Source organism: Sinomonas sp. P10A9, assembly GCF_041022165.1.
Lineage (GTDB): Bacteria > Actinomycetota > Actinomycetes > Actinomycetales > Micrococcaceae > Sinomonas > Sinomonas puerhi.
Genome location: NZ_CP163302.1, coordinates 4,227,975 through 4,248,068, shown reverse-complemented (window position 1 = coordinate 4,248,068; position 20,094 = coordinate 4,227,975). Strand labels below are relative to the sequence as shown.

Annotated in this window: 18 protein-coding genes; 9 read left to right on the top strand and 9 right to left on the bottom strand. The window is 70.4% G+C overall.

Annotation, left to right across the window (positions count from 1 at the left end; translation table 11 throughout):
- Nucleotides 1-69 precede the first annotated feature (69 nt).
- Together map and AB5L97_RS19545 are read right to left on the bottom strand one after the other, a co-directional pair.
- On the bottom strand, nt 70-852 hold the full coding sequence (gene map / locus AB5L97_RS19550) for a type I methionyl aminopeptidase (protein ID WP_369045958.1): 783 nt from the start codon (nt 850-852) through the stop codon (nt 70-72).
- On the bottom strand, nt 849-1,508 hold the full coding sequence (locus tag AB5L97_RS19545; RefSeq protein ID WP_369045957.1) for a TetR/AcrR family transcriptional regulator: 660 nt from the start codon (nt 1,506-1,508) through the stop codon (nt 849-851). Before AB5L97_RS19545 ends, map begins: the two co-directional genes overlap by 4 nt.
- A gap of 131 nt (nt 1,509-1,639) precedes the next feature.
- Between AB5L97_RS19545 and AB5L97_RS19540 the strand changes: the two genes are divergently transcribed.
- From AB5L97_RS19540 to AB5L97_RS19525, 4 genes are all read left to right on the top strand, one after another.
- Nucleotides 1,640-3,130 carry an MDR family MFS transporter gene (locus AB5L97_RS19540; RefSeq protein ID WP_369045956.1) on the top strand — a complete coding sequence of 497 codons (1,491 nt, stop codon included), beginning with the start codon at nt 1,640-1,642 and terminating at the stop codon, nt 3,128-3,130.
- Nucleotides 3,131-3,147: 17 nt separating this feature from the next.
- Nucleotides 3,148-4,830 (top strand): ABC-F family ATP-binding cassette domain-containing protein, encoded by a 1,683-nt coding sequence (locus tag AB5L97_RS19535; protein ID WP_369045955.1) that lies wholly within the window; start codon nt 3,148-3,150, stop codon nt 4,828-4,830.
- A gap of 42 nt (nt 4,831-4,872) precedes the next feature.
- Nucleotides 4,873-5,430: a GNAT family N-acetyltransferase gene (locus AB5L97_RS19530; RefSeq protein ID WP_369045954.1), complete on the top strand. Its 558-nt coding sequence runs from the start codon at nt 4,873-4,875 to the stop codon at nt 5,428-5,430.
- A 149-nt stretch (nt 5,431-5,579) separates the two neighbouring features.
- Nucleotides 5,580-7,631, top strand: coding sequence for a penicillin-binding transpeptidase domain-containing protein (locus AB5L97_RS19525; RefSeq protein WP_369045953.1), 2,052 nt, complete (start codon nt 5,580-5,582; stop codon nt 7,629-7,631).
- Nucleotides 7,632-7,659: 28 nt separating this feature from the next.
- Here AB5L97_RS19525 and AB5L97_RS19520 read toward each other — a convergent pair whose 3' ends face one another.
- A complete protein-coding gene (locus AB5L97_RS19520) occupies nt 7,660-8,736 on the bottom strand; it encodes an FUSC family protein (RefSeq protein ID WP_369045952.1) in 1,077 nt (358 codons plus the stop codon).
- A 63-nt stretch (nt 8,737-8,799) separates the two neighbouring features.
- A complete protein-coding gene (locus AB5L97_RS19515) occupies nt 8,800-9,321 on the bottom strand; it encodes a MarR family winged helix-turn-helix transcriptional regulator (protein WP_369045951.1) in 522 nt (173 codons plus the stop codon).
- A gap of 163 nt (nt 9,322-9,484) precedes the next feature.
- On the opposite strand from AB5L97_RS19515, the gene AB5L97_RS19510 reads away from it, so the two are divergent.
- Nucleotides 9,485-10,738, top strand: coding sequence for an MFS transporter (locus AB5L97_RS19510; protein WP_369045950.1), 1,254 nt, complete (start codon nt 9,485-9,487; stop codon nt 10,736-10,738).
- A gap of 75 nt (nt 10,739-10,813) precedes the next feature.
- Here AB5L97_RS19510 and AB5L97_RS19505 read toward each other — a convergent pair whose 3' ends face one another.
- The 5 genes from AB5L97_RS19505 to AB5L97_RS19485 all read right to left on the bottom strand — a co-directional run bounded on the left by AB5L97_RS19505 (nt 10,814) and on the right by AB5L97_RS19485 (nt 15,685).
- Complete coding sequence (locus AB5L97_RS19505; RefSeq protein ID WP_369045949.1) at nt 10,814-11,470, bottom strand: hypothetical protein; 657 nt, start codon at nt 11,468-11,470, stop codon at nt 10,814-10,816.
- 7 nt (nt 11,471-11,477) lie between these two features.
- Entirely contained in the window at nt 11,478-12,707 is a 1,230-nt protein-coding gene (locus AB5L97_RS19500; protein ID WP_369045948.1) for an ABC transporter permease, read from the bottom strand.
- Nucleotides 12,704-13,474: an ABC transporter ATP-binding protein gene (locus AB5L97_RS19495; RefSeq protein WP_369045947.1), complete on the bottom strand. Its 771-nt coding sequence runs from the start codon at nt 13,472-13,474 to the stop codon at nt 12,704-12,706. The genes AB5L97_RS19500 and AB5L97_RS19495 overlap by 4 nt, the downstream gene beginning before the upstream one ends.
- 7 nt (nt 13,475-13,481) lie before the next feature.
- Entirely contained in the window at nt 13,482-15,074 is a 1,593-nt protein-coding gene (locus AB5L97_RS19490) for an efflux RND transporter periplasmic adaptor subunit (protein ID WP_369045946.1), read from the bottom strand.
- 98 nt (nt 15,075-15,172) lie between these two features.
- Complete coding sequence (locus AB5L97_RS19485) at nt 15,173-15,685, bottom strand: hypothetical protein (protein WP_369045945.1); 513 nt, start codon at nt 15,683-15,685, stop codon at nt 15,173-15,175.
- Between the two features lie 316 nt (nt 15,686-16,001).
- Here AB5L97_RS19485 and AB5L97_RS19480 point away from each other — a divergent pair, with 316 nt between their 5' ends.
- The 4 genes from AB5L97_RS19480 to AB5L97_RS19465 are packed head-to-tail and all read left to right on the top strand — an operon-like array spanning nt 16,002 to nt 19,891.
- A complete protein-coding gene (locus AB5L97_RS19480; protein WP_369045944.1) occupies nt 16,002-17,039 on the top strand; it encodes an ABC transporter ATP-binding protein in 1,038 nt (345 codons plus the stop codon).
- On the top strand, nt 17,036-17,896 hold the full coding sequence (locus AB5L97_RS19475) for an ABC transporter permease (RefSeq protein WP_369045943.1): 861 nt from the start codon (nt 17,036-17,038) through the stop codon (nt 17,894-17,896). Before AB5L97_RS19480 ends, AB5L97_RS19475 begins: the two co-directional genes overlap by 4 nt.
- 25 nt (nt 17,897-17,921) lie before the next feature.
- Entirely contained in the window at nt 17,922-19,139 is a 1,218-nt protein-coding gene (locus AB5L97_RS19470) for a sensor histidine kinase (RefSeq protein ID WP_369045942.1), read from the top strand.
- 17 nt (nt 19,140-19,156) lie between these two features.
- On the top strand, nt 19,157-19,891 hold the full coding sequence (locus AB5L97_RS19465; RefSeq protein ID WP_369047479.1) for a response regulator: 735 nt from the start codon (nt 19,157-19,159) through the stop codon (nt 19,889-19,891).
- Nucleotides 19,892-20,094: the final 203 nt, after the last annotated feature.

The window sequence follows — 20,094 nt, the reverse complement described above, 5'->3', positions numbered from 1 at the left end:
GCGTACGACGGCGGGTGGGCACCCGACGTCGTACGCCGCCCTTCCGTGGGTGGGGGACGCCGGGTGGTCTCAGCCGTGAGCCTGCCGCGGCAGGGTGATGATCTCGGCCCCGTCCTCCGTGATGGCGATCGTGTGCTCGCTGTGCGCCGTCCGGCAGCCCGTTGCGCTCCGGAGCGTCCACCCGTCGGCATCGGTGACGAGCTCGGCGGTGTCCGCCATGACCCACGGCTCCAGGGCGAGCAGCAGCCCGGGGCGCAGCCGGTAGCCGCGGCCGGGGCGTCCGGTGTTCGGAATGTGCGGGTCCTGATGCATGGTCGATCCGATGCCGTGGCCCCCGAACAGGGTGTTGACCGGGTACCCCGCCTCGCTCAGGATCGAGCCGATGGCCGCGGAGATGTCGCCGATCTGGGCCCCGGGGCGGGCCGCGGCGATGCCCGCGTCCAGCGCGCGTTCGGTCGCGGCGATCAAAGCCACGCTCTCGGGGGGCCGTGAGTCGCCCACGATGAAGCTGATGGCAGAGTCCGCGGCGACACCGCCCTTGCTGACGGCGAGATCTAGCGTCAGCAGGTCGCCGTCTGCCAGCAGGTAGTCGCGCGGCAGCCCGTGGAGCACGGCGTCGTTGACGGACGTGCAGATGTAGTGCCCGAACGCGCCCCGGCCGAAGGACGGCTCATAATCCACATAGCAGGACATCGCCCCGTCCTCGATAATCATGGTTCGCGCCCAGCTGTCGATGTCCAGGAGGTTGACTCCGGGGGCGCTGCGACGCTTGAGGGTCTGCAGGATGTCGGCGACGAGCGCACCCGTCTCCCGCGCCTGGGCCAGTTCGGCTGCGGTCAGGATCTCGATCACATCGTTCTCCTCAGGTTGAGCCCTTGGGTGATGTCCCCGGAGCCGACGACGGCGAGCAGGGTCTCGCGCGAGCGGCGGAAGACCTCGAGGGGGTCCGGCGCGTCCCCGTCCCGCACAGTCTCGGCCCATTCTTCCCACGAACTCCTCCACAGGACCACGGCGACCTCGGCCAGAACGCGGATGGCCAGGCGTTCGGCGTTGGGCAGCTGGGGGGTGAGCCGCTCCCGCAGGCGCACCACGAGCTCCTGCTCCTGGGCCGCCGCGAGGAGCGCGAGGTCGGGCTCGCTCGCGAGAAGGCGCGTGACGCGGCGGTGGTCCTCGAGGTCCGGGCCGCCCTCGCCCGCGATCACGGCCTCCACGGCGGACCCGACCTCGCGCAGCACGGCGCCGAGGCCTGCAGCCCGGGCCTGCTCGGACACCGTGTGCCCCTCGATCGCCTCGAGCAGGCGTCGCTGGCCGGGGATGGCCGCCTGCTCCTTGGAGGAGAAATAGCGGAAGAACGTGCGCGATGAGATGCCTGCGCGCTCGGCGATCTGCTGGACCGTGGTCCCGCGCACGCCCTGGGCCTCGAAGAGGGCGAGCGCCGCCTCATGGACGTCCTGCTGGGTGTCGCGACGGCGTCGCTCGCGGAGGCCAGGGCGGGATGGCTCGTGCATGGACACCTGTGTATCACGGCTGGATCGGGTGGGCGGGACGTGAGAACGCTCACGTTCATGTCAGCTTACGACAACTTGTCACAACGTGCCATAGTGGAGTGAAATCCCACCCTGCCCCTGGAAAGGCCTCAATGTCTGCTGCCCCGCCGCCCGCTTCCGCCCAGAAGACACCCGCCACCCGCTCGATCACCGTCGCCATCACCGTCCTGGTCCTCGCGGCCCTCGTGATGATCCTCAACGAGACCGTGCTGAGCGTTGCGCTCCCGCAGCTCATGACCGACTTCGCCGTCAGCGCGGCCACCGCCCAGTGGCTCACCACGGGCTTCATGCTCACCATGGCCGTGGTCATCCCGACCACCGGCTACCTGCTCCAGCGCTTCAGCACGCGCGGCCTCTTCGCCACCGCGATCCTCTTCTTCCTCGCCGGCACGGCCATCGCGGCCTTCGCCCCGACGTTCGGCGTCATGCTCGTGGCCCGCGTCGTCCAGGCCTTCGGCACGGCGATCATCCTGCCGCTGCTGATGACGACGACGCTCCACTGGGTCGCCCCCTCGCACCGCGGCACGGTGATGGGCCTCAACTCAGTGGTGATCTCCGTCGCTCCGGCCATCGGCCCGACCCTCGCCGGCGTGGTCATGCACAGCCTCAACTGGCGCTGGATCTTCGGCCTCTTGCTCCCTCTCATCGTGATCCTCTGGATCCTCGGCGTCTCCGTGATCCGCATGCCCCACGCGGCGCAGTCACCGCGCCTCGACGCGCTCTCCGTGGTGCTTTCCGCCTTCGGCTTCGGCGGCCTCGTGTACAGCCTCGCGACCATCGAGACCCTCTTCGAGGGCAGCTGGGCACCCGTGGTCGCGTTCGTCGTCGGCGTCATGGCCCTCACCGTGTTCATCCGCCGCCAGGGCCGACTCACCCGCGAGAGCGGTGGGGCGCTCCTGGACCTTCGCCCGTTCCGCGTGAAGAACTTCCGGGTCTCGCTCGTCGTCATCATGATGGCCATGGGCATGATGCTTGGGACCGTCGTCGTCCTGCCGATCTACCTCCAGGACGGCCTCGCGGTCAGCGTGCTCACCACGGGCCTGCTCCTGCTCCCGGGTGGCCTCATCCAGGGCATCATCTCGCCGATCATCGGCCGCGTCTACGACCGCATCGGCCCGCGCCCGCTCGTGATCCCGGGCGCCGTCCTCATGGCCGCAGGCCAGTGGTGGTTCACCACGATGGGCGAGAGCACCGCCCTCGCCGCGGTCGTTGCGATGCACGTGCTGTTCTCCGTCGGCATGGCCATGGTCATGACCCCGCTCAGGACCGTCTCCCTCGGCTCGCTGCCCCGTGAGCTCTATGGCCACGGCAGCGCGATCGTCAACACGATGCAGCAGCTTGCCGGCGCGGCCGGCACCGCCCTGTTCGTGACCGCGCTGAGCGTCGGCGCGGCCGCCGCTGCCGCCGGCACGGGCGTCGCCGAGGCGCTCGCCAACGGCACGCACGGCGCCTTCATCCTCGGCGGCATGGTGTCCCTCGCGGCGATCCTCGTCTCGCTCTTCGTCAAGAGGCTCGCGCCGCACGACGACGGCGCTCCCTCCGCCGTGGTCGACGCACCCGCCGCTGAAGCCGCGAGTGTGTGAACCACTACGCTTGACGGGTGGCCCACCTCGACCTCTCCGGCATTGACTATGTCCTCTCCGACGGCACCCCGCTCCTGAACGGCGTCACGTTCAAGGTCCCAGAGGGCTCAAAGACCGCCCTCATCGGGCCGAACGGCACGGGCAAGACGACGCTGTTCAAGATCATCGCCGGGGATCTCACCCCGGACGAGGGCGTGGTGGGCCGGTCCGGCTCGATGGGTGTCATGCGGCAGTTCATCGGGCAGGTCAGGGATGAATCGACGGTGCGGGACCTCCTCCTGGGGGCCGCGCCGTCGTCCGTCGCCACTGCGGGCCGCGCGCTCGACGCCGCCGAACTGGCCATGATGGAAGACGACGGCGAGGCCACCCAGATGGCCTACGCGCACGCGATCGCCGAATGGGGCGATGCCGGCGGCTATGAGTGGGAGACCGTCTGGGACGAGGTCACCATGGCCGCGCTCGGGATGCCGTACGAGCGGGCACAGCACCGCGCGGCGTCGACCCTCTCCGGCGGCGAGCAGAAGCGGCTCGTGCTCGAGGCGCTCTTCGCGGGCCCCGACGACCTCCTGCTCCTCGACGAGCCGGACAACTACCTCGACGTCCCGGGCAAGCGCTGGCTCGAGGCGAAGCTCAACGAGTCCCGCAAGACGGTGTTCTTCATCAGCCACGACCGCGAGTTGCTCAACAACGCCGCCCAGCGCATCGTGACGCTCGAGCCGGGCATCAACGGCGCGAGCGCGTGGATCCACGGCGGCGGCTTTGCATCCTACGTCGAGGCGCGCGCAGAGCGGAACGTCCGCTTCGAGGAGCTTCGCAAGCGCTGGGACGAGGAGCACGCGAAGCTCAAGGAGCTCGTGACCATGTACAAGACGAAGGCCGCCTTCCGCTCCGACATGGCCAACCGCTACCACGCGGCCCAGACCCGACTCGAGAAGTTCCTCGCCGCCGGGCCACCGGAAGCGCTGCCCGTGGAGCAGAACGTGCACATGCGGCTGCGCGGCGGGCGGACCGGAAAGCGCGCGATCGTGGCCGAGAAGCTCGGGCTCACCGGGCTCATGAAGCCGTTCGACGCCGAGATCTGGTTCGGCGACCGGGTGGCCGTGCTGGGCTCGAACGGTTCGGGGAAGAGCCACTTCCTGCGGCTGCTCGCGCTCGGCGGGACCGATCCGGAGCGTGAGCACCAGCCGGTCTCCGACGTCGTGATCGCGCCAGTCCCACACGAGGGGACCGTCAAGCTGGGGGCCCGGATCCGGCCCGGGTACTTCGCCCAGACCCACTCGCGGCCCGACCTCGCCGGCCGGACGCTGCTCGAAATCCTGCACCGGGGCGACGAGCACCGCTCCGGCCTGGCCCGCGAGGCCGCAGCAGGCGCCCTCGACGGGTACGGGCTCGCCGGGCAGGCGGAACAGAAGTACGAATCGCTCTCGGGCGGCCAGCAGGCCCGGTTCCAGATCCTCCTGCTCCAGCTCTCGGGGGCCACACTCCTGCTCCTCGACGAGCCCACCGACAACCTCGACCTGCACTCGGGCGAGGCGCTCGAGCGGGCCATCGACGCGTTCGAGGGCACCGTCCTCGCCGTGACCCACGACCGCTGGTTCGCGCGGTCCTTCGACCGGTTCCTCGTGTTCGGCTCCGACGGCAAGGTCCGCGAGACGACCGGGCCCGTGTGGGACGAGGAGCGGGTGGAACGGGCGCGGTAGGTGACCGGTCTGCGACCATGGGCCGACGCGTAGCATCGCCCCATGGACGCTCCCGCCGGACCGATGCAGCCCACCCGCCCACCCGAATCCACACTCGCCACCCGCCCGGCCACGGCGGCGGACTGGCCGCGCATCCGCGACATCTACGCGGCCGGGATCGAGGCTGGCGATGCGACCTTCGAGTCGGCGCCGCCAGCCACGTGGGAGGCCTTCGCGGCGGCCAAGGAGTTCGTCCTGGTCGCGGAGGACACCGGCGAGGGCGCGGGCGGCGCGGGGCGTGTTCTCGGCTGGACCGGAGCGGGCCGCGTGTCGGCGCGCGCGGTGTACCGGGGCGTCGTCGAGCACTCCCTATACGTGGACCCGGCCGACGGCGGCCGCGGCATCGGCACCCTGCTCATGCGTGCGCTGCTCGACGAGTCCCGAGCCCACGGGATCTGGACCGTGCAGGCCACGGTCTTCCCCGAGAACGCCGCGAGCCTCGCCCTGCACCGCAGGTTCGGGTTCCGCGAGGTCGGGCGCCGCGAGCGGATCGCGCTCATGGCCCACGGCCGCCTAGCGGGGACGTGGCGGGACACTGTGCTGCTCGAGCTGCGGCTTTGAGGCTCGGGCCAGCCCACTTCTGAGGCCTTGCCTCCGCGCCGCGCGGCGACACACCGTGCATACGGGGGCTTGGAACTCATCAACCGGGCGGGAGCACATGCACTGTCCTTGTGTCCGAGCCCACATCCGCGACCGCATAGGCTGTGCCCGTGGGGAAATTCCGAGTGGTCTCTCTGGTCCTTGCCGCCGCCATCATGGGCGCGGCACTCACCTCGTGCGATGACGGCCGCCAAGCTGCCGCGAAGCAGGCCGGCAGCCAGCTCGCCTCTGCCTTCGCTGCACGCGACGTCAGCGGCGTGCCGATGCAGGGCAAGGAGCCGGCGGCCGCGCAGCAGCAGCTCGAGGCCGCCCTCAAGGGCATCGGCGAGGTCAAGCCCGCCGTCACCGCCGGGGAGCCGAAGCTCGACGGCGACAAGGCTGACGTCGCCCTGAACTTCGACTGGAAGCTCGGCGGGCAGGACTGGACGTACACCACGACGGCGCAGCTCATCAGGAGCGGGGACCGATGGCTCACCCAGTGGAAGCCGGACCTCCTCGCGCCGCACCTCGCCGAGACCGAGGTCCTCACCCTCGCGACGCAGGCGTCGCCGCGCGCGGACATCCTCGGCGCGGGGGACGCGAAGCTCGTCACAGCGCGACCCGTGGTGCGCGTGGGCATCGACAAGACGAAGGTCGCCGCGGATCAGCAGGCGGACTCGGCGGCGAAGCTCGCGGACCTGGTGAAGACCGATCCCGGTGAGTACGCGAAGCAGGTCGCGGGCGCCGGCGAGAAGGCATTCGTCGAGGCGATCACGCTCCGCGACGAGGCCGGCAGGACGCCCACCGACGAGCAGATCGCCGCGGTACCCGGCGCCATCACTGTCAAGGACACGATGCCCTTGGCCCCGACGCGGACGTTCGCCCGGCCCGTCCTCGGCGCCGTCGGAGCGGCCACGGCGGAACAGGTCAAGAACTCCGGCGGGGCGGTGCAGGGCGGCGACACGACCGGTTCGAGCGGCCTCCAGGCCCAGTACGATTCCCAGCTGCGCGGCCTCGACGGTGTCACCGTCTACGCCCAGCCCGCGGACCTCACGGCCGAGAAGCTCAAGGCGAACCCGGCCGCCCGTCGCACGCTCTTCGACAAGGCGCCCGTCCCCGGCACGCCACTCAAGACCACCATCGACCCCAAGCTCCAGCAGATCGCCGAAGACGAGCTCGCGGGCGTCACTCCGGCCTCGGCGATCGTCGCGCTGCGCCCCTCCGACGGCGCCCTGCTCGCCGTCGTGTCCGGCCCAGGCGGCAACGGGTACAACACCGCGATGCTCGGCCAGTACGCGCCCGGCTCGATCTTCAAGACCGTAGACTCCCTCGCGCTCCTCCGCCAAGGCGGCACCGTGGATACCCGCGTGGACTGCACCTCCACGCTCGTCGTGGACGGCAAGACGTTCCAGAACGCCACGGGATACCCCGAGTCGTCGCTCGGCAACATCACACTGCGCGACGCCTACGCGCACTCGTGCAACACCGCCTTCATCTCGCTGCGGGACAAGCTCTCCCAGGCCCAGCTCGAATCGGCGGCAACCTCTCTCGGCGTGGCCGTCGACGCGCCGAGGCTCGGCGCCCCCGCGTTCCTCGGCTCGGTGCCCGGCGACGCCGGCAGCACCGAGCACGCGGCCTCGATGATCGGCCAGGGCAAGATCCTCTTCTCCCCCCTCGCCGCCGCGATCATGGCAGGCTCCGTTGCGAAGGGCTCGCCGGTCTCGGTGCAGCTCGTGCTCAACGGCCAGGCGGGCACGACGGCGGGCGCATCGCCGTCCGGGACAGCATCACCGGCCGCCTCGGCGTCTGCCGGGAGCACGACGGCGGGGGCTGCTTCCAGCGCGACCGGCGGTGCGGCGTCGTCCGCACCCGCAGCGTCCGCGAGCCCGACGGCGCAGGCCGGCCCCCCGCTCAATGCCGCGGAGGCCGCGACGCTGCAGGACATGATGCGTGCCGTCGTGACGAGCGGCCACGCGGGGTTCCTCGCCGACGTGCCAGGCGCTCCGGTGGGCGCCAAGACGGGCACGGCGGAGTTCGGCTCGGACACTCCGCTCAAGACCCACGCGTGGATCATCGGCACGCACGGCGACCTCGCGGTCGCGGTGTTCGTCGACGAGGGCGGTCTCGGCGCTACGGTCTCGGGTCCACTGCTGAAGAACTTCCTCGTGAAGGCGGCTGGCTGAGCACCCGCGGTTCTCGTCACATGGCGAGTCAGCCAGCGTCAGAGGCTCTTGGACCGTGCTCAGCCAGCACGCGCGCGGGGGAGGCGGGGGCACCGGCGGCCCCGCTGCGACGTCTGCTGGTGGTGAGCAGGATGACGGCGAAGGCAATGGCCGCGCCGATCGTGGTTTCCACGGCACGGTCGGCCACGAGCCCTTGGGAGGGGCTCGCTGCAACGAACCCGGTCATCATGAGGGCAACCGGCGTCATGAACACGAGGGCGATGCTGTAGTGGCGGACCACGAAGACCTCGCCGATGAACTGCAGGCCCGCGAGGAGCACCGCCAAGGGCAGCGCGGCCCAGTGCAGCGTGAGCAGGCCAGCGGTGAGCGCCACCCCGCCGTAGGTGCCCACCACGCGGTGCACGGCCCGGACCAGCCCGCGCGTGGCGTCCGCCGCGGCGATCGGGGCCGCCGCCGCGATCATGGCCCAGTAGGAGTGGCCGAGCCCGAGCGCGGTCGCGAGCGAACCGGCGAGGCCCATGGCCGCAACGTACCGGCCCGCGTGCCGGAGCATTCTGGGCCACGGGGCGTGCGGGTCCTCGAGCAGTCCGCGGTCGGGGTGGTGGCGGTGCGCACGCAGGCGACCCGCGAACCCGATGAGAAGCGCGACGGCGACGCTCGCCGCAGCCGTCGTGGCCGCCTCCCAGAGCTGGCCGTCGAACGGGACGGACGCGCTCGCGGTGAAGGCGAAGAGATAGAAGAACGGGCCGCTCGGGCGCAGGCTGAGGCGGTCGGAGACCACCGAGAGCACCCCGGCGAGGATCGTGGCCAGCCCGGTGAGGGCCCACGCCGACGCGTGCGCCGCGGCGAGGGCGACGCCGCCGGCCACGCTGGCACACATGAGGATCCCTGCGTACGTCTGGTGCTTGAGCCTGAGCCAATGCGGCTCCATCCGCCCGTAGACGCCCGTGAGCGCCCCGAACACCGCGTAGATCGTCAGATCCGCCCTGCCCAGGAGGACGAGGGCGATCAGGGGGATGACGATGCCTGCGGCGACGCGGAGTGCGGGGATGCGATGGCCGCGGGCGGGGGGAAGGTGGAAGAACTCTCGGGCATGCTGTTTCACGGCTGAGGGGCGCCTCCTGTGCGTCGCTGGGTATGGGGAAAATGAGGGTCGGTGCGGCCGGCTTCAGGAACCGCCGGACTGCGGCTCGAGGCTCGAGAGCAGGGCGCGCAGGTGCCCAGCCAGGGCGCTGGCAGCCGCGGGGTCCAAGGCGGAGATCAGGCTCTCCTCGAGCCTGAGGACGTCTTCCAGGATGGGCCGAAGCACGCTGGCCGCGTGAGGGGTGAGGCGGATGAGGGTGCCGCGGCCGTCGAGCGGATTGGCCTCACGTTCCGCGAGTCCGGCGTCCACGAGCTTCTTGATCCTCTTGGTGGTGCCGGGTCCGGAGATGAGCAGCTCTGCGGCGAGCTCGGTAGGGGCCATCGGCCTCGCGGCGCGGGCCAGCAGCGAGAGCATGTCGAACTCGGCCCTCGTGATGCGGTTGGCGGCCAGCACGGCGTCGCTGCGGAGCTGGATGATCTGGGAGATGCGGTTGATCCGCCCGACGATGTCCACGGCGCCCGTGTCCAGTCCCGGGAAGAGTCGGTTCCACTGGCTGCGGACGCCGTCGACGTAGTCCGTGGGGGCGGTGGGGCTGGCTGAGGGCATGCAACTACTTTACTAGATAAGTAGCTAGAAAAGTACTTTGGCTGTGCGAGATTATCTCCATCGATTTGCGGCGTGATCTGATGCGGCGCGCCAAATGGTGATTGAGTAGACCCATGCGATCCACCATCACCTCCACCCACCACGGGATCTGCGTGGCGGCGCCATGAGCACCCGCATCATGTCCCGCGACGCCGTCAGCGTCGCGGCCCTTGCGATCTTCATCGTCTTCGGCACGAACGGCTTCATCTTCGCCAGCTGGGCCGCGCGTATCCCGTCCGTCACGGAAACGCTCGGGCTCTCGACGGGGCAGATGGGGGCCGTGCTCCTCGTGGGTGCCATCGGCTCGCTCGTGTCGCTTCCGCTGACGGGGGCAGTCGTGGACCGGATCGGACTCAAGGCCACGGTCCGGTTCGGGGGGACCATGGCAGTCGTGGCCGGAGCCGTGATCGCCTCTGGCCTGCTGATCCAGTCCGTGTGGGTGGTGACGGTCGGGATGGTGCTCTTCGGCTCGGGGGTCGCGTTCTGGGACGTCGCGCAGAACATCGGGGGCGCGGACGTCGAGCACCGGCTCGGCCGCACGATCATGCCCAAGCTCCACGCGGCGTTCAGCGGCGGCGCCGTGCTCGGAGCGCTCGTCGGTGCGGGCCTGAGCGCGGCGGGTGTGGCGCTGCCACTGCACCTGTTCGGGATCATGGTGGTCGTCGTGGTGATCATCGCGGTGGTTCCGCGGTACTTCCTTCCGCACGACGCTGGGCACGCGCCTGAGGCTGGAGGCTCGCCTGACCAGCTCGCCGGCGCTGCGATCCCTGTTCCCGAGGCCAGTGGGCCTAAGCCCAACATGCTCGACGCCTGGCGGCACCCGCGCACGGTGCTGATCGGAGTCGTTGTGCTTGGCGCGACCCTCACCGAGGGTGCGGGCAATGACTGGATCTCCAAGGGTGCGGTGGACGGGCTCGGTTCGAGCGAGTCCGCAGGTGCCGGGCTGTTCGCAGTGTTCGTCGGTGCAATGACCCTCGCGCGCTGGTTCGGCGGCCGCGTGATCGACCGGATCGGGAGGGTCGCCGCCCTCCGGATCAGCATGGTCTCCGCGGCGATCGGACTCACAACATATTCCTTGGCAGGCACATATTGGCTCTCGGCCGTGGGCGCGGTGCTCTGGGGCCTTGGAGCGGCGCTCGCGTTCCCGATGGGGATGTCCGCAGCCGCGGACGACCCACGGAAGGCGGCCGCACGCGTCGCGGTGGTCTCCACCATCGGCTACATTGCTTTCCTTGCAGGGCCGCCGTTCCTCGGATTCCTCGGCGATCAATTGGGCCTGCGCCACGCGCTCCTCGTGATCCTCGTGCCCATCCTGGTGGCCCTCGCGCTCGCTGGTGTGACCCGCAAGGAGGGCGCGCCCGCCGAGGTCCGCGGTTAGCGTGGACCCCTTGCGCCGCTGACGGCCTACTCGCCGGCAGGGGAGCGGCCGGGGGGCGGTAGCCTCTCGGTGCGGCTAGGGTGTCGGCGCGCCCGACGGAGTGCCCGACGCCGCCGTGGGCGGCGAGGACGGCGCGCTGCCCGGTGACTGCGAGGAGCGGTTCCTGCCGCCGAACCCGCTGCCGTTCTCGCCGGTGCCCGTCTGTCCGGGGCCCGTTCCGTTCTGCGTCCCCGTGCCGAACTGGGTCTGGCCCACGCGCCCGCTCACCCCGGAGCGCACATCCACGGCCTTCTGCAGGGCCGCCCCGCCCAGCCCGCCAGCCAGGATGAGGCACACCGCCACGAGCACCTTCGTGAGCCTGCCGGCGCGCCAGCGCGGAGCGGGGACAAACGGCTCGTCGACCGAGTCCGCGGAAAAGGCCGGTCCTGCCGGGAGCAGGCCGTCCGCGGCGACGGGCCCCTCGTGGGGGACCTCGCCACGGCGGTTCGCCATCGGGCTGCCCCACGGCACGGCATCCTCGCGGGTGCCCAGGAGGTCGACCGGCTCAGTGGGTGCCGGGCTGCCCCACGGCACGGCGGCGGGTGCGGCCATGGCTGGGGGGACTGGCGCCAGCGGGGCGTTGCCTTGGGGGACGCCGGCCGCGGGAACCGGGGACGTCGGAACCGGGGACGTGGGGCCCGCGGTGGTGATCCGCTCGGTCGGGGCGGTGGCGTCTGGGGTGTGGTCGCGCATGGGTGCTCTATTCGTAGCGGAGGGCGTCGATGGGGCGGAGCTTGGCGGCCTTGTTGGCCGGGTAGATCCCGAACACGAGGCCGATCCCGGCGGACACGGCCACGCTCAGCCACACGGTCCACCACTGGACTTCGGGACGGATGCCGAAGAGCTGGAAGCTCGAGGCGCCGAAGCCGATGAGGATCCCCACGATGCCGCCGAGCGTCGAGATGATGAGGGACTCGACGAGGAACTGCAGGACGATGTTGCCCCGCGTCGCTCCGATCGCCTTGCGGATGCCGATCTCGCGCGTGCGCTCGGTGACGGTCACGAGCATGATGTTCATGACGCCGATCCCGCCGACGAGGAGGCTGATGCCGGCCACGGCGCTGAGCAGGATCGTGAGGGTCTGCGTCGTGGACGTGGCCGTCGAGAGCACCTGGGCCTGGTTGCGGACCTGATAGTCGCGGGTGTCGCTCGTGACCTGGTGCCGCGCATCGAGGATCTGCTGGATCTCGTTCTGCGCCTCGGTCATGACGTCGGCGCTCTTGGCCTGAACGGCGATCGAGGACAGGCTCTGCGTGTAGCCCGTGAAGGTGCCCTGTGCGGTGTCGATCGGGACCATGGCCACGTCGTCGGGGTCGTTGAGGCCGCTCGTGCCCTTCGGCGCGAGGACACCGACCACCGTGAAGTCCTGGTTGTTGAGGGAGACGGTCTGACCCACGAGGGAGGCGACGTTCTGCGCGAGGTCCGCGGCCACGCTGTTGCCGAGCACCACGGCACGTTGGCCCGCATCGGCGTCGTCGAGCACGCGGCCCGCCGCGGCCGTGAACGCCGTGATCCCGAAGTACGAGGGCGAGGTCCCCAGCGTCGAGGAGATCGAGTGCGTCGAGGAGCCCAGCGTGGCCGTCACGGACTGCGCCTGGACCACCGGTGCGGCAGTCGCTACGTCCGGCGCAAGCACGGGATCCCCGAGCGACTGCTGGTCTGCAATGGTGAGCGACGTCGAGCGGGTGCGGGTCGCCGTCGCACTGCCGCCCGTGGTCCGGCCGCCGGTGGCGACGGCGCGATTGACGGTCAGCACGTTGGTGCCGAGCTTGCCGATCTGGTCCTTGATCAGGTTCGAGGTACCGGCGCCGACCGCGAGGAGGGTGATGACGGCGCTGATGCCGATCACGATGCCCAGCGTGGTCAGGACGGAGCGCATCTTGTTCGCCGCGATGCCCGAGAGGGCGAACCGGATGGACTCGGCGATCATGCGGCGCCGCCCACTGCCGATTCCGTCGGTCCTACGGACGCCCAGACGGAGTCCTCGATGATGCGGCCGTCCTGCATGCGCACCACTCGGTCGGCGCGGGCAGCGACTTCGGGCTCGTGGGTGATCATCACGATCGTGCGGCCGCGGGAGTGCAGCTCCGCGAACAGGTCGAGGATCTCGTGCGAGGAGCGGGTGTCGAGGGCGCCTGTCGGCTCGTCCGCGAGGAGGAGGACCGGCTGCCCGACGAGGGCACGAGCGATCGCGACGCGCTGCTGCTGCCCGCCCGAGAGCTGCGAGGGCAGGTGCCCGGCGCGGGAGGAGAGGCCGACGGCGTCGAGGGCCTCGAGCGCGAGCTCGTGGCGTTCGCGGCGGTGCACCTTGCGGTACGCGAGCGGCATGGCCACGTTGTCGACGGCGCGTGTGCGGGGGATGAGGTTGAAGCTCTGGAACACGAAGCCGATCTTGCGGTTGCGGATCTGTGCGAGCTGGTATTCGTCGAGCTCGCCGGTCTGGATCGCGTCCATGAGGTACTGGCCGGTGCTCGGCGCGTCGAGGCATCCGATGATGTTCATCATCGTCGACTTCCCCGAGCCCGAGGCGCCCACGATCGCCACGAACTCGCCGCGCTGGATGGTCAGGTTCACGCCGTCGAGCGCACGGACCTCCGCTTCGCCCTGGCCGTAGACCTTGCGGATGCTGTTCAGGGCGATGACCGGGCGGGGTCCCGGTGCCTGAGCGAAGCCGGGCTGACCCGCGTCGGAACCCACTCCCGGCCTACCTGCCCGTGCTGGAGTTGCCTGTGCCACCCGTGCCCCCTCGGGTTCCGCCATTTCCCCCGGAACCGCCGGTCCCGGCCCCGCCGAACCCGCCCGTGCCACCGCCGCCGGTCCCGCCGCCGAGGAGTCCGCGCGGGTTCTGGGTCGATGTGTCGGTGCTGCCGGTGACGCTCGGAAGGACGATCTCGTCTCCCTCGCTGAGGCCCGTGAGGACCTGCGTGCGGCCGTTGGCGGTGACGCCCGTCGTCACGACCACGGGTGCCTCGGTCCCGTTGCGCTGGACGGTGACGGTCTGCCGGGTGCCCGTAGTGGTGATCGCGAGGGTGGGCACCACGAGCGCATTGTCCGCGGACGCAGTCGTGACGGCAACGTTGGCCGTCTCGCCGAGGCGGACCGCGGCGGGTGGGTTGGCAATCGAGACCGTCACGCCATAGGTCACGACGCCGTTCGTCGTCGTCGACGTCGCAGCGATCGAGGTGACTGCGCCGGTCACGGGCGCGGCACCGACGTCGGCCTTGAGCGCAGGGAACGTGAGCGTGGCCGTCTGGCCGGCCTTCATCGCCGCGACATCCGATTCCGAGAACGCCGCGACCACCTGGAGGTGCCCGCTGTCGGTGAGCGTCACGAGCCCTCCCGCGGAGGACGACGACGCGCTCGAACCGCTCGATCCCGACGAGCCGGAGCCTGCTGAACCGCCGGAGCCCGTGGAGCCTCCCGAGGAGCCGGACGAGGACGATCCGCCCGAGGCCGCTGTGGCTCCCACGACCGCGCCGACCGCCGTCACCGTGCCATCGGAGGGCGCTTTGACCGTGCAGTCCGTGAGGTTCTTCTGGGCCGTCGTGAGGGCGATCTGGGCACTCGTCGTGTTCCCGGGGGCGGCGTTGGCCTGCGAGTTCTGCGCCGACGTGAGCGAGACGCCCGCGGAGGCCGTCTGCTGCTGGTCCTTCAGGGCCGAGGACGCCTGCTGGTTCTGGGCCTGGGTGAGGGACTGCTGGTCCTTGGTGAGCTGGGTCTGGGCCGCTGTGAGCGCGTTGGCGGCCTGCGTGCTCGTCGGGCTCGCGGACGCTGTGGCCTGCTCCTGGGTGACGGTGGCCTGGTCGGCGTCGACCTGCTTCTGCGCTGCGGCCACCGCGGCGGCCTGCTGCTGGGAGTCGAGCGACTGGGTCTGGCGCGCGTTCACGAGCTGCTGCTGGGCCTGGGCCACCGCATTCGAGAGCTGGGACGCCTGCTGGCCGGACTGGGCGCTCGCGGCGTCGAGCGCTGCCTGCGCCGTGTCCACGGCGTTCTGCGCGTTGGTGGGGTCGAGGTCAACGAGGACGTCGCCGGCCTTGACCGCCTGTCCGACCGTGACCTTCACTGCGGTGACGGCGCCCGAGCAGTTGCCTGCACCGACGCTTGTGGTCGTGGTCGAGGAGACGTTGCCCGAGGCGGTTGCCGTCTGCTGGAGCGAGGCGCGTGCGACGGGGGTAGTCCGGCTGCTCACGGTGCTCGCCGGACGGGCGGTTGCGGACACGGTCGCCCAGATTCCCCCGCTCAGGAGGAGGGCAGCGGCCCCGAGGGCGCTGTTGATCACGAGGGTTCGGCGATTCACGGGGAGAAGACTATGGGCCCGGGCTATGCGGAGGCTGTGCAAATCCCGGGGACGGGCAGTGGGACGGCGGCCCCGTGGCGCCGCCGTCCACCCGCGAGTCAGCTGCAGGTCACGTTCATCTTGTCGACGATGACGATCGGGGTGCCGGGATCGACCGCGTTGAAGCCGATGTGGAACGTCTCGTGGCCCGTCTCATAGTGGGTGACGCCCGCCGAGTCCACTGCGGAGGCCTTGAAGTTCGCGGTGAACGTGCTGTTCGAGTTGCGGTTGTTCATGTTGAAGTTGCCCCACACCGTGACCCGGCCGCTGAAGTCCAGCTGGGTCGAGGGCTGGACGAAGGTCGCGGTTCCCTCGGTCGTGAACGTTCCCCATGCTTCGTCTCCGCCCGGGAAGTACGTGACGTGCATGACGGAGTTGCCCGTGATGGTGGGGTTGATGGTCTCGCCGGTGCAGAAGTCGTGGTCTCCGTACTCCGTCCACGTCCCGTGCTGGGTGACGGTGTTGGTGACGGTGTGTCCGGAGTCGGCGAGGGCAGGGGCCGCAGACGCTCCAGTGACGAGGGCGCAGGCTGCAAGGGCCGCGAGGAGCCGCGGTGAACGAAGGATAGGCATCGGATTTCTTCTTTCTCACGAGTGACCGTCCGCCGGTCGCACCATGCGCCTGTCGGGCTTCGGTCAGTCATCTTGCTGGGGAATAGGGCAATCTCGCGAGGATCCCAAGACAACGCTAGCCCGTGGGGACAACGAAGTACAGGGGTTTATCCGACGAATTGATTAATTGTCATCCTTGGGGCGTAGGCGGCACCCGCTCGAAATCATCCCAGCGGGCGTCGCTGGGCACCGTGAGCCGAACTAGCGTGGAAGCAGCAGCGGGGAGAGACGGGCGACGGCGACCTGCCGCCGCCTGCAACAGCCACCAGGAGGCACAATGATCCAGGCAAGAGACCTGGCCAAGGTCTACGGGGACAAGACGGCGGTGGACGGCGTGACGTTCACCGTCCAGCCCGGCCGCGTCACCGGGTTCCTCGGCCCCAATGGCGCCGGCAAGTCCACCACGATGCGCATGATCATGGGCCTCGACGCGCCCACCCGCGGCAGCGTGACCGTCAACGGCGAGCCCTACGTCAAGCATCAGGCGCCGCTGCGCGAGATCGGCGCGCTCCTCGAGGCGCGCGCCGTCCATCCTGGTCGGACCGCCTACACCCACCTGCGCGCGCTCGCCGCAACGCACGGCATCCCGAACTCCCGCGTGAGCGAGGTCATCGAGATGACCGGACTCGGCGCCGTCGCCCGAAAGAAGGTCAAGGGCTTCTCCCTCGGTATGGGCCAGCGGCTCGGGATCGCCGCCGCGCTCCTGGGCGACCCGCAGGTCGTGGTCCTCGACGAACCCGTCAACGGGCTCGACCCGGAGGGCGTCTTGTGGGTCCGCAACCTCGTGAAGTACCTCGCGTCCGAGGGCCGCACGGTCTTCCTCTCGAGCCACCTCATGAGCGAGATGTCCCAGACCGCGGACCACCTCATCGTCATCGGACGCGGCAGGATCATCGCGGACGCTCCCATCGCGGACATCCTCAACGGCCAGGGACAGGCACGGACCCGCGTCCGCACCGACGCCCCGGAGCAGCTCGCGGGGCTCCTCGCCCGGGAGGGAGTGAGCATCCAGACCAAGGAGCGGGAGCTTCTCGAGGTCTCCGGGCTCGAGCCGCGCGAGATCGCGCAGACGGCCCTGCGCAATGGGGTGCTCGTCTACGAGCTCACCCCACTGACGGCCAGCCTCGAGGAGGCCTACCTCGAGCTCACCAAGGACGACGTGGAGTACCGGTCCGACCGGCCCGACGCCGGCCACACGACCGCCAAGCACGCCGCGGAGGCCGGAGCGGCCCCTACGGCGGCATCCAACCCCACAGCATCCAACCCCACGGGTTCGGGTCTCGAGCCCACCCAGACCCAGGAGGCGAACCGATGAGCGCCGCAGTCAAGCCATCCCACGCCGCGGCCGCGCCGGTGCTGACCGGCCCCAGCTTCGTCCGCGTCCTCACCTCGGAGCGCATCAAGCTCTTCTCGCTCCTCTCGACCCGCATCCTCCTGCTGTGCGCAGTCGCCCTGATGATCGGCTTCTCCGCGCTCCAGGCGTGGGGGTTCGGGCAGGCGCTCAACGCCCAGCGCAGCGGCGCCACTGGGCCGCGCGAGGCGATCGACGTGCCCTCCCTGCTCCCGCAGCTCCCGAGCGCCGGCGTTTCGTTCTCGCAGCTCATCATCGGCTCACTGGCCGTGCTCATGGTCAGCGCGGAGTTCAGCTCCGGCATGTCCCGCGCCACCTTCGCGGCAGTACCCAAGCGCTGGCCGGTCCTGACGGCGAAGGCTGTGTACGCCGTCGTCCTCGGGTTCGTCCTGACCTACGTGGGCGCGTACCTCGGCGGCCTCGTGGCGCAGCCGATCCTCGGCAACTATGACCTCCACCTCGATATGGCCTCTTGGGACGTTCAGCGGCACATGCTCCTGAGTGCCGCCTACGTCGCTGCCGTGGCGCTCATGGGCCTCGGGCTGGGCGCGCTCCTGCGGAACTCGGCGGGGGGGATCGTGATCCTCGTTGCGCTCCTGTTCGTCCTGCCGATCATCTTCCAGCTCATCCCGGGCGACTTCTTCAAGGAGGCACGCAAGTACCTCCCCACGAACGCGGCCAACGCCATGATGGAGACTGGCTCGAGTGCGCCGCTCAACACCGCCCTCCTCGAGCCCTGGCAGGGCACGCTGGTGCTCGGAGCCTATGTGGTCGTGCTGCTCGCGGCGGCCTTCACAACGCTCAAGCAGCGGGACGTTTAGGAGACCGGACAGGCCAGGAGGGAAAGTGCCAGCGCTGCCCGCGCAGAACCTCGTGCTCGCGGCCCCGCCCCGGCGGGGCCGCCTTCGCGCGTACCTGGCCGACCACCCGGTGGCGATGGACTGGATCGTCGTCGCGGCCGCGACCCTCCTGACGCTTCCACTCTTCGCCGAATTCGCGATACAGGGCCATTGGGTGAGGTTCGCGCTCCTCGCGGTCCAGCAGCTCGCCCTGCGAGCCCGACGGCGCTCGCCCTGGGCCGTTCTTGTCGTCACCGTGGCGATCGATGCCGCCCTGCTGTACCAGTCTCCGAACAGCTCCGTCATGAGTGGGGCGATGTTCTTCGCCCTCTACTCCGTGGCGGTTGCGGCGCCGGCCCTGGTCGCGTTCGGCGCGGCCCTCCTCGCCTCCGTGCCTGCCTCGGTGTACTACGCGTTCGTGTACACGCCGCACGGCCCCGAGATCTCTGCCAATGCCCGGTACGTTGGCCTCGTAGCGGCCGTGTCCGTGCTGCTCATGGACGTCATCGCAGCCGGTCTCGGCGCGTGGGTGCGGGGCAGTCGCGAGCACCAGGCCGAGGTCAGGGCCTGGGCCATGCGCCGCGCCGAACTCGCCTCGGTCCAGGAGCGGAATCGGATCGCGCGGGAGATGCATGACGTCGTCGCGCACTCCCTCACGGTCATGGTCACCCTGAGCGACGGCGCCGCGAAGGTCGCGCCCAAGGACGTGGAACGGGCCCAAGAGGTGCTCGGCGAGCTGTCCCGGACCGGCCGGACGGCACTCGCGGATATGCGGCGCGTGCTCGGCGTCCTGCGGGAGAACCCCGGGACCAGCCTCGCGCCCACGCCAGGGATGGAGAGCCTGCACGCGCTCGTGGCCGGTTTCCGAACGGCGGGGCTGCCGGCGGTGCTGACTCTCACCGGCGCGCCGCCGCCGCCCGATCCGGCCTTCCAGCTGGCCATCTACCGCATCGTCCAGGAGTCCCTCACCAATGCCCTGCGGTACGGGCGCAGCGTCGGCAGGGTCGACGTGACGGTGGAGCGGGAGGGCAGTCGCGTGCGGATCCGGGTCGAGAACGACGGCGGGACGCACGACGGCGCGGAGCCTCGCCTCGGGACCGGCGGGGGACTCGCCGGGATGCGCGAACGGGCCGCCCTGTACGGGGGGACACTACACGCCGGTCCGCGGCCTGGAGGAGGATGGGTCGTGGAGACCGAACTCCACTGGATCGAGGGGGATCGCTGATGGACGAGGCGCACCGGATGGAGGCCGACCCTGCCGGACGACCGCATGAGGTGGCGCACGGCGGCGCGCCACTGCGCCTGCTCCTCGTCGACGATCAGCCGCTGCTGAGGATGGGCTTCCGGCTCGTGCTCGAATCCGAGGACGGGATCGAGGTGGTCGGCGAGGCCGGCAACGGCGAGGAGGCGGTGCGCCTCACGCGCTCGCTCGCGCCGGACGTGGTGCTCATGGACGTGCGGATGCCCGTCATGGACGGCATCGAGGCCACACGGCGCATCGCGGCCGAGCACTCCGCGGCGCGGATCATCATCCTCACGACCTTCGATCTCGACGAGTACGCCTTCGCGGGCCTTCAGGCCGGCGCCTCCGCATTCCTGCTCAAGGACGTTGTTCCGGCCGAGCTCGTCCAGGCAGTGCGCCTCGTGGCGAGCGGCGACGCCGTCGTGAGCCCCCGCGTGACCCAGCGCCTGCTCGAGACCTACGTGCGCGGCGCGTCGCCCGGCCAGCCTGCCGAGTCGGACCCCGCGCTCGACCCCCTCCTCAAGGACCTCACGCCGCGCGAGCTCGAGGTGCTCCGGGCGATCTGCGAGGGCCTGAGCAACGCCGAGATTGCGCACCGCTTCTTCCTCTCCGAGGCGACCGTCAAGAGCCACGTGCGGCGGATCCTGACCAAGCTGCACCTGCGGGACCGCGTCCAGGCCGTCGTGTACGGCTACGAGACCGGGCTCATCATCCCGAGCAACCCGGACTTCTGACGAGCTCTGCTCCGCGCGCGCGTCCTCCTTGGAGCAGATAGGACGGGCTGCGCGCTGAGTCCTGAGGCCCTGTGAACATTCGTGACACGTCCGCTTTGAGACGGTCCTCGGTGCCGGCCCGCGCCTTGCCGACGACCACCCGGCGCGGCGAGCGGCCGGCGTCGTGCCCGATCCCGCACTGTAGCCCCCGCATCCGGGGGACG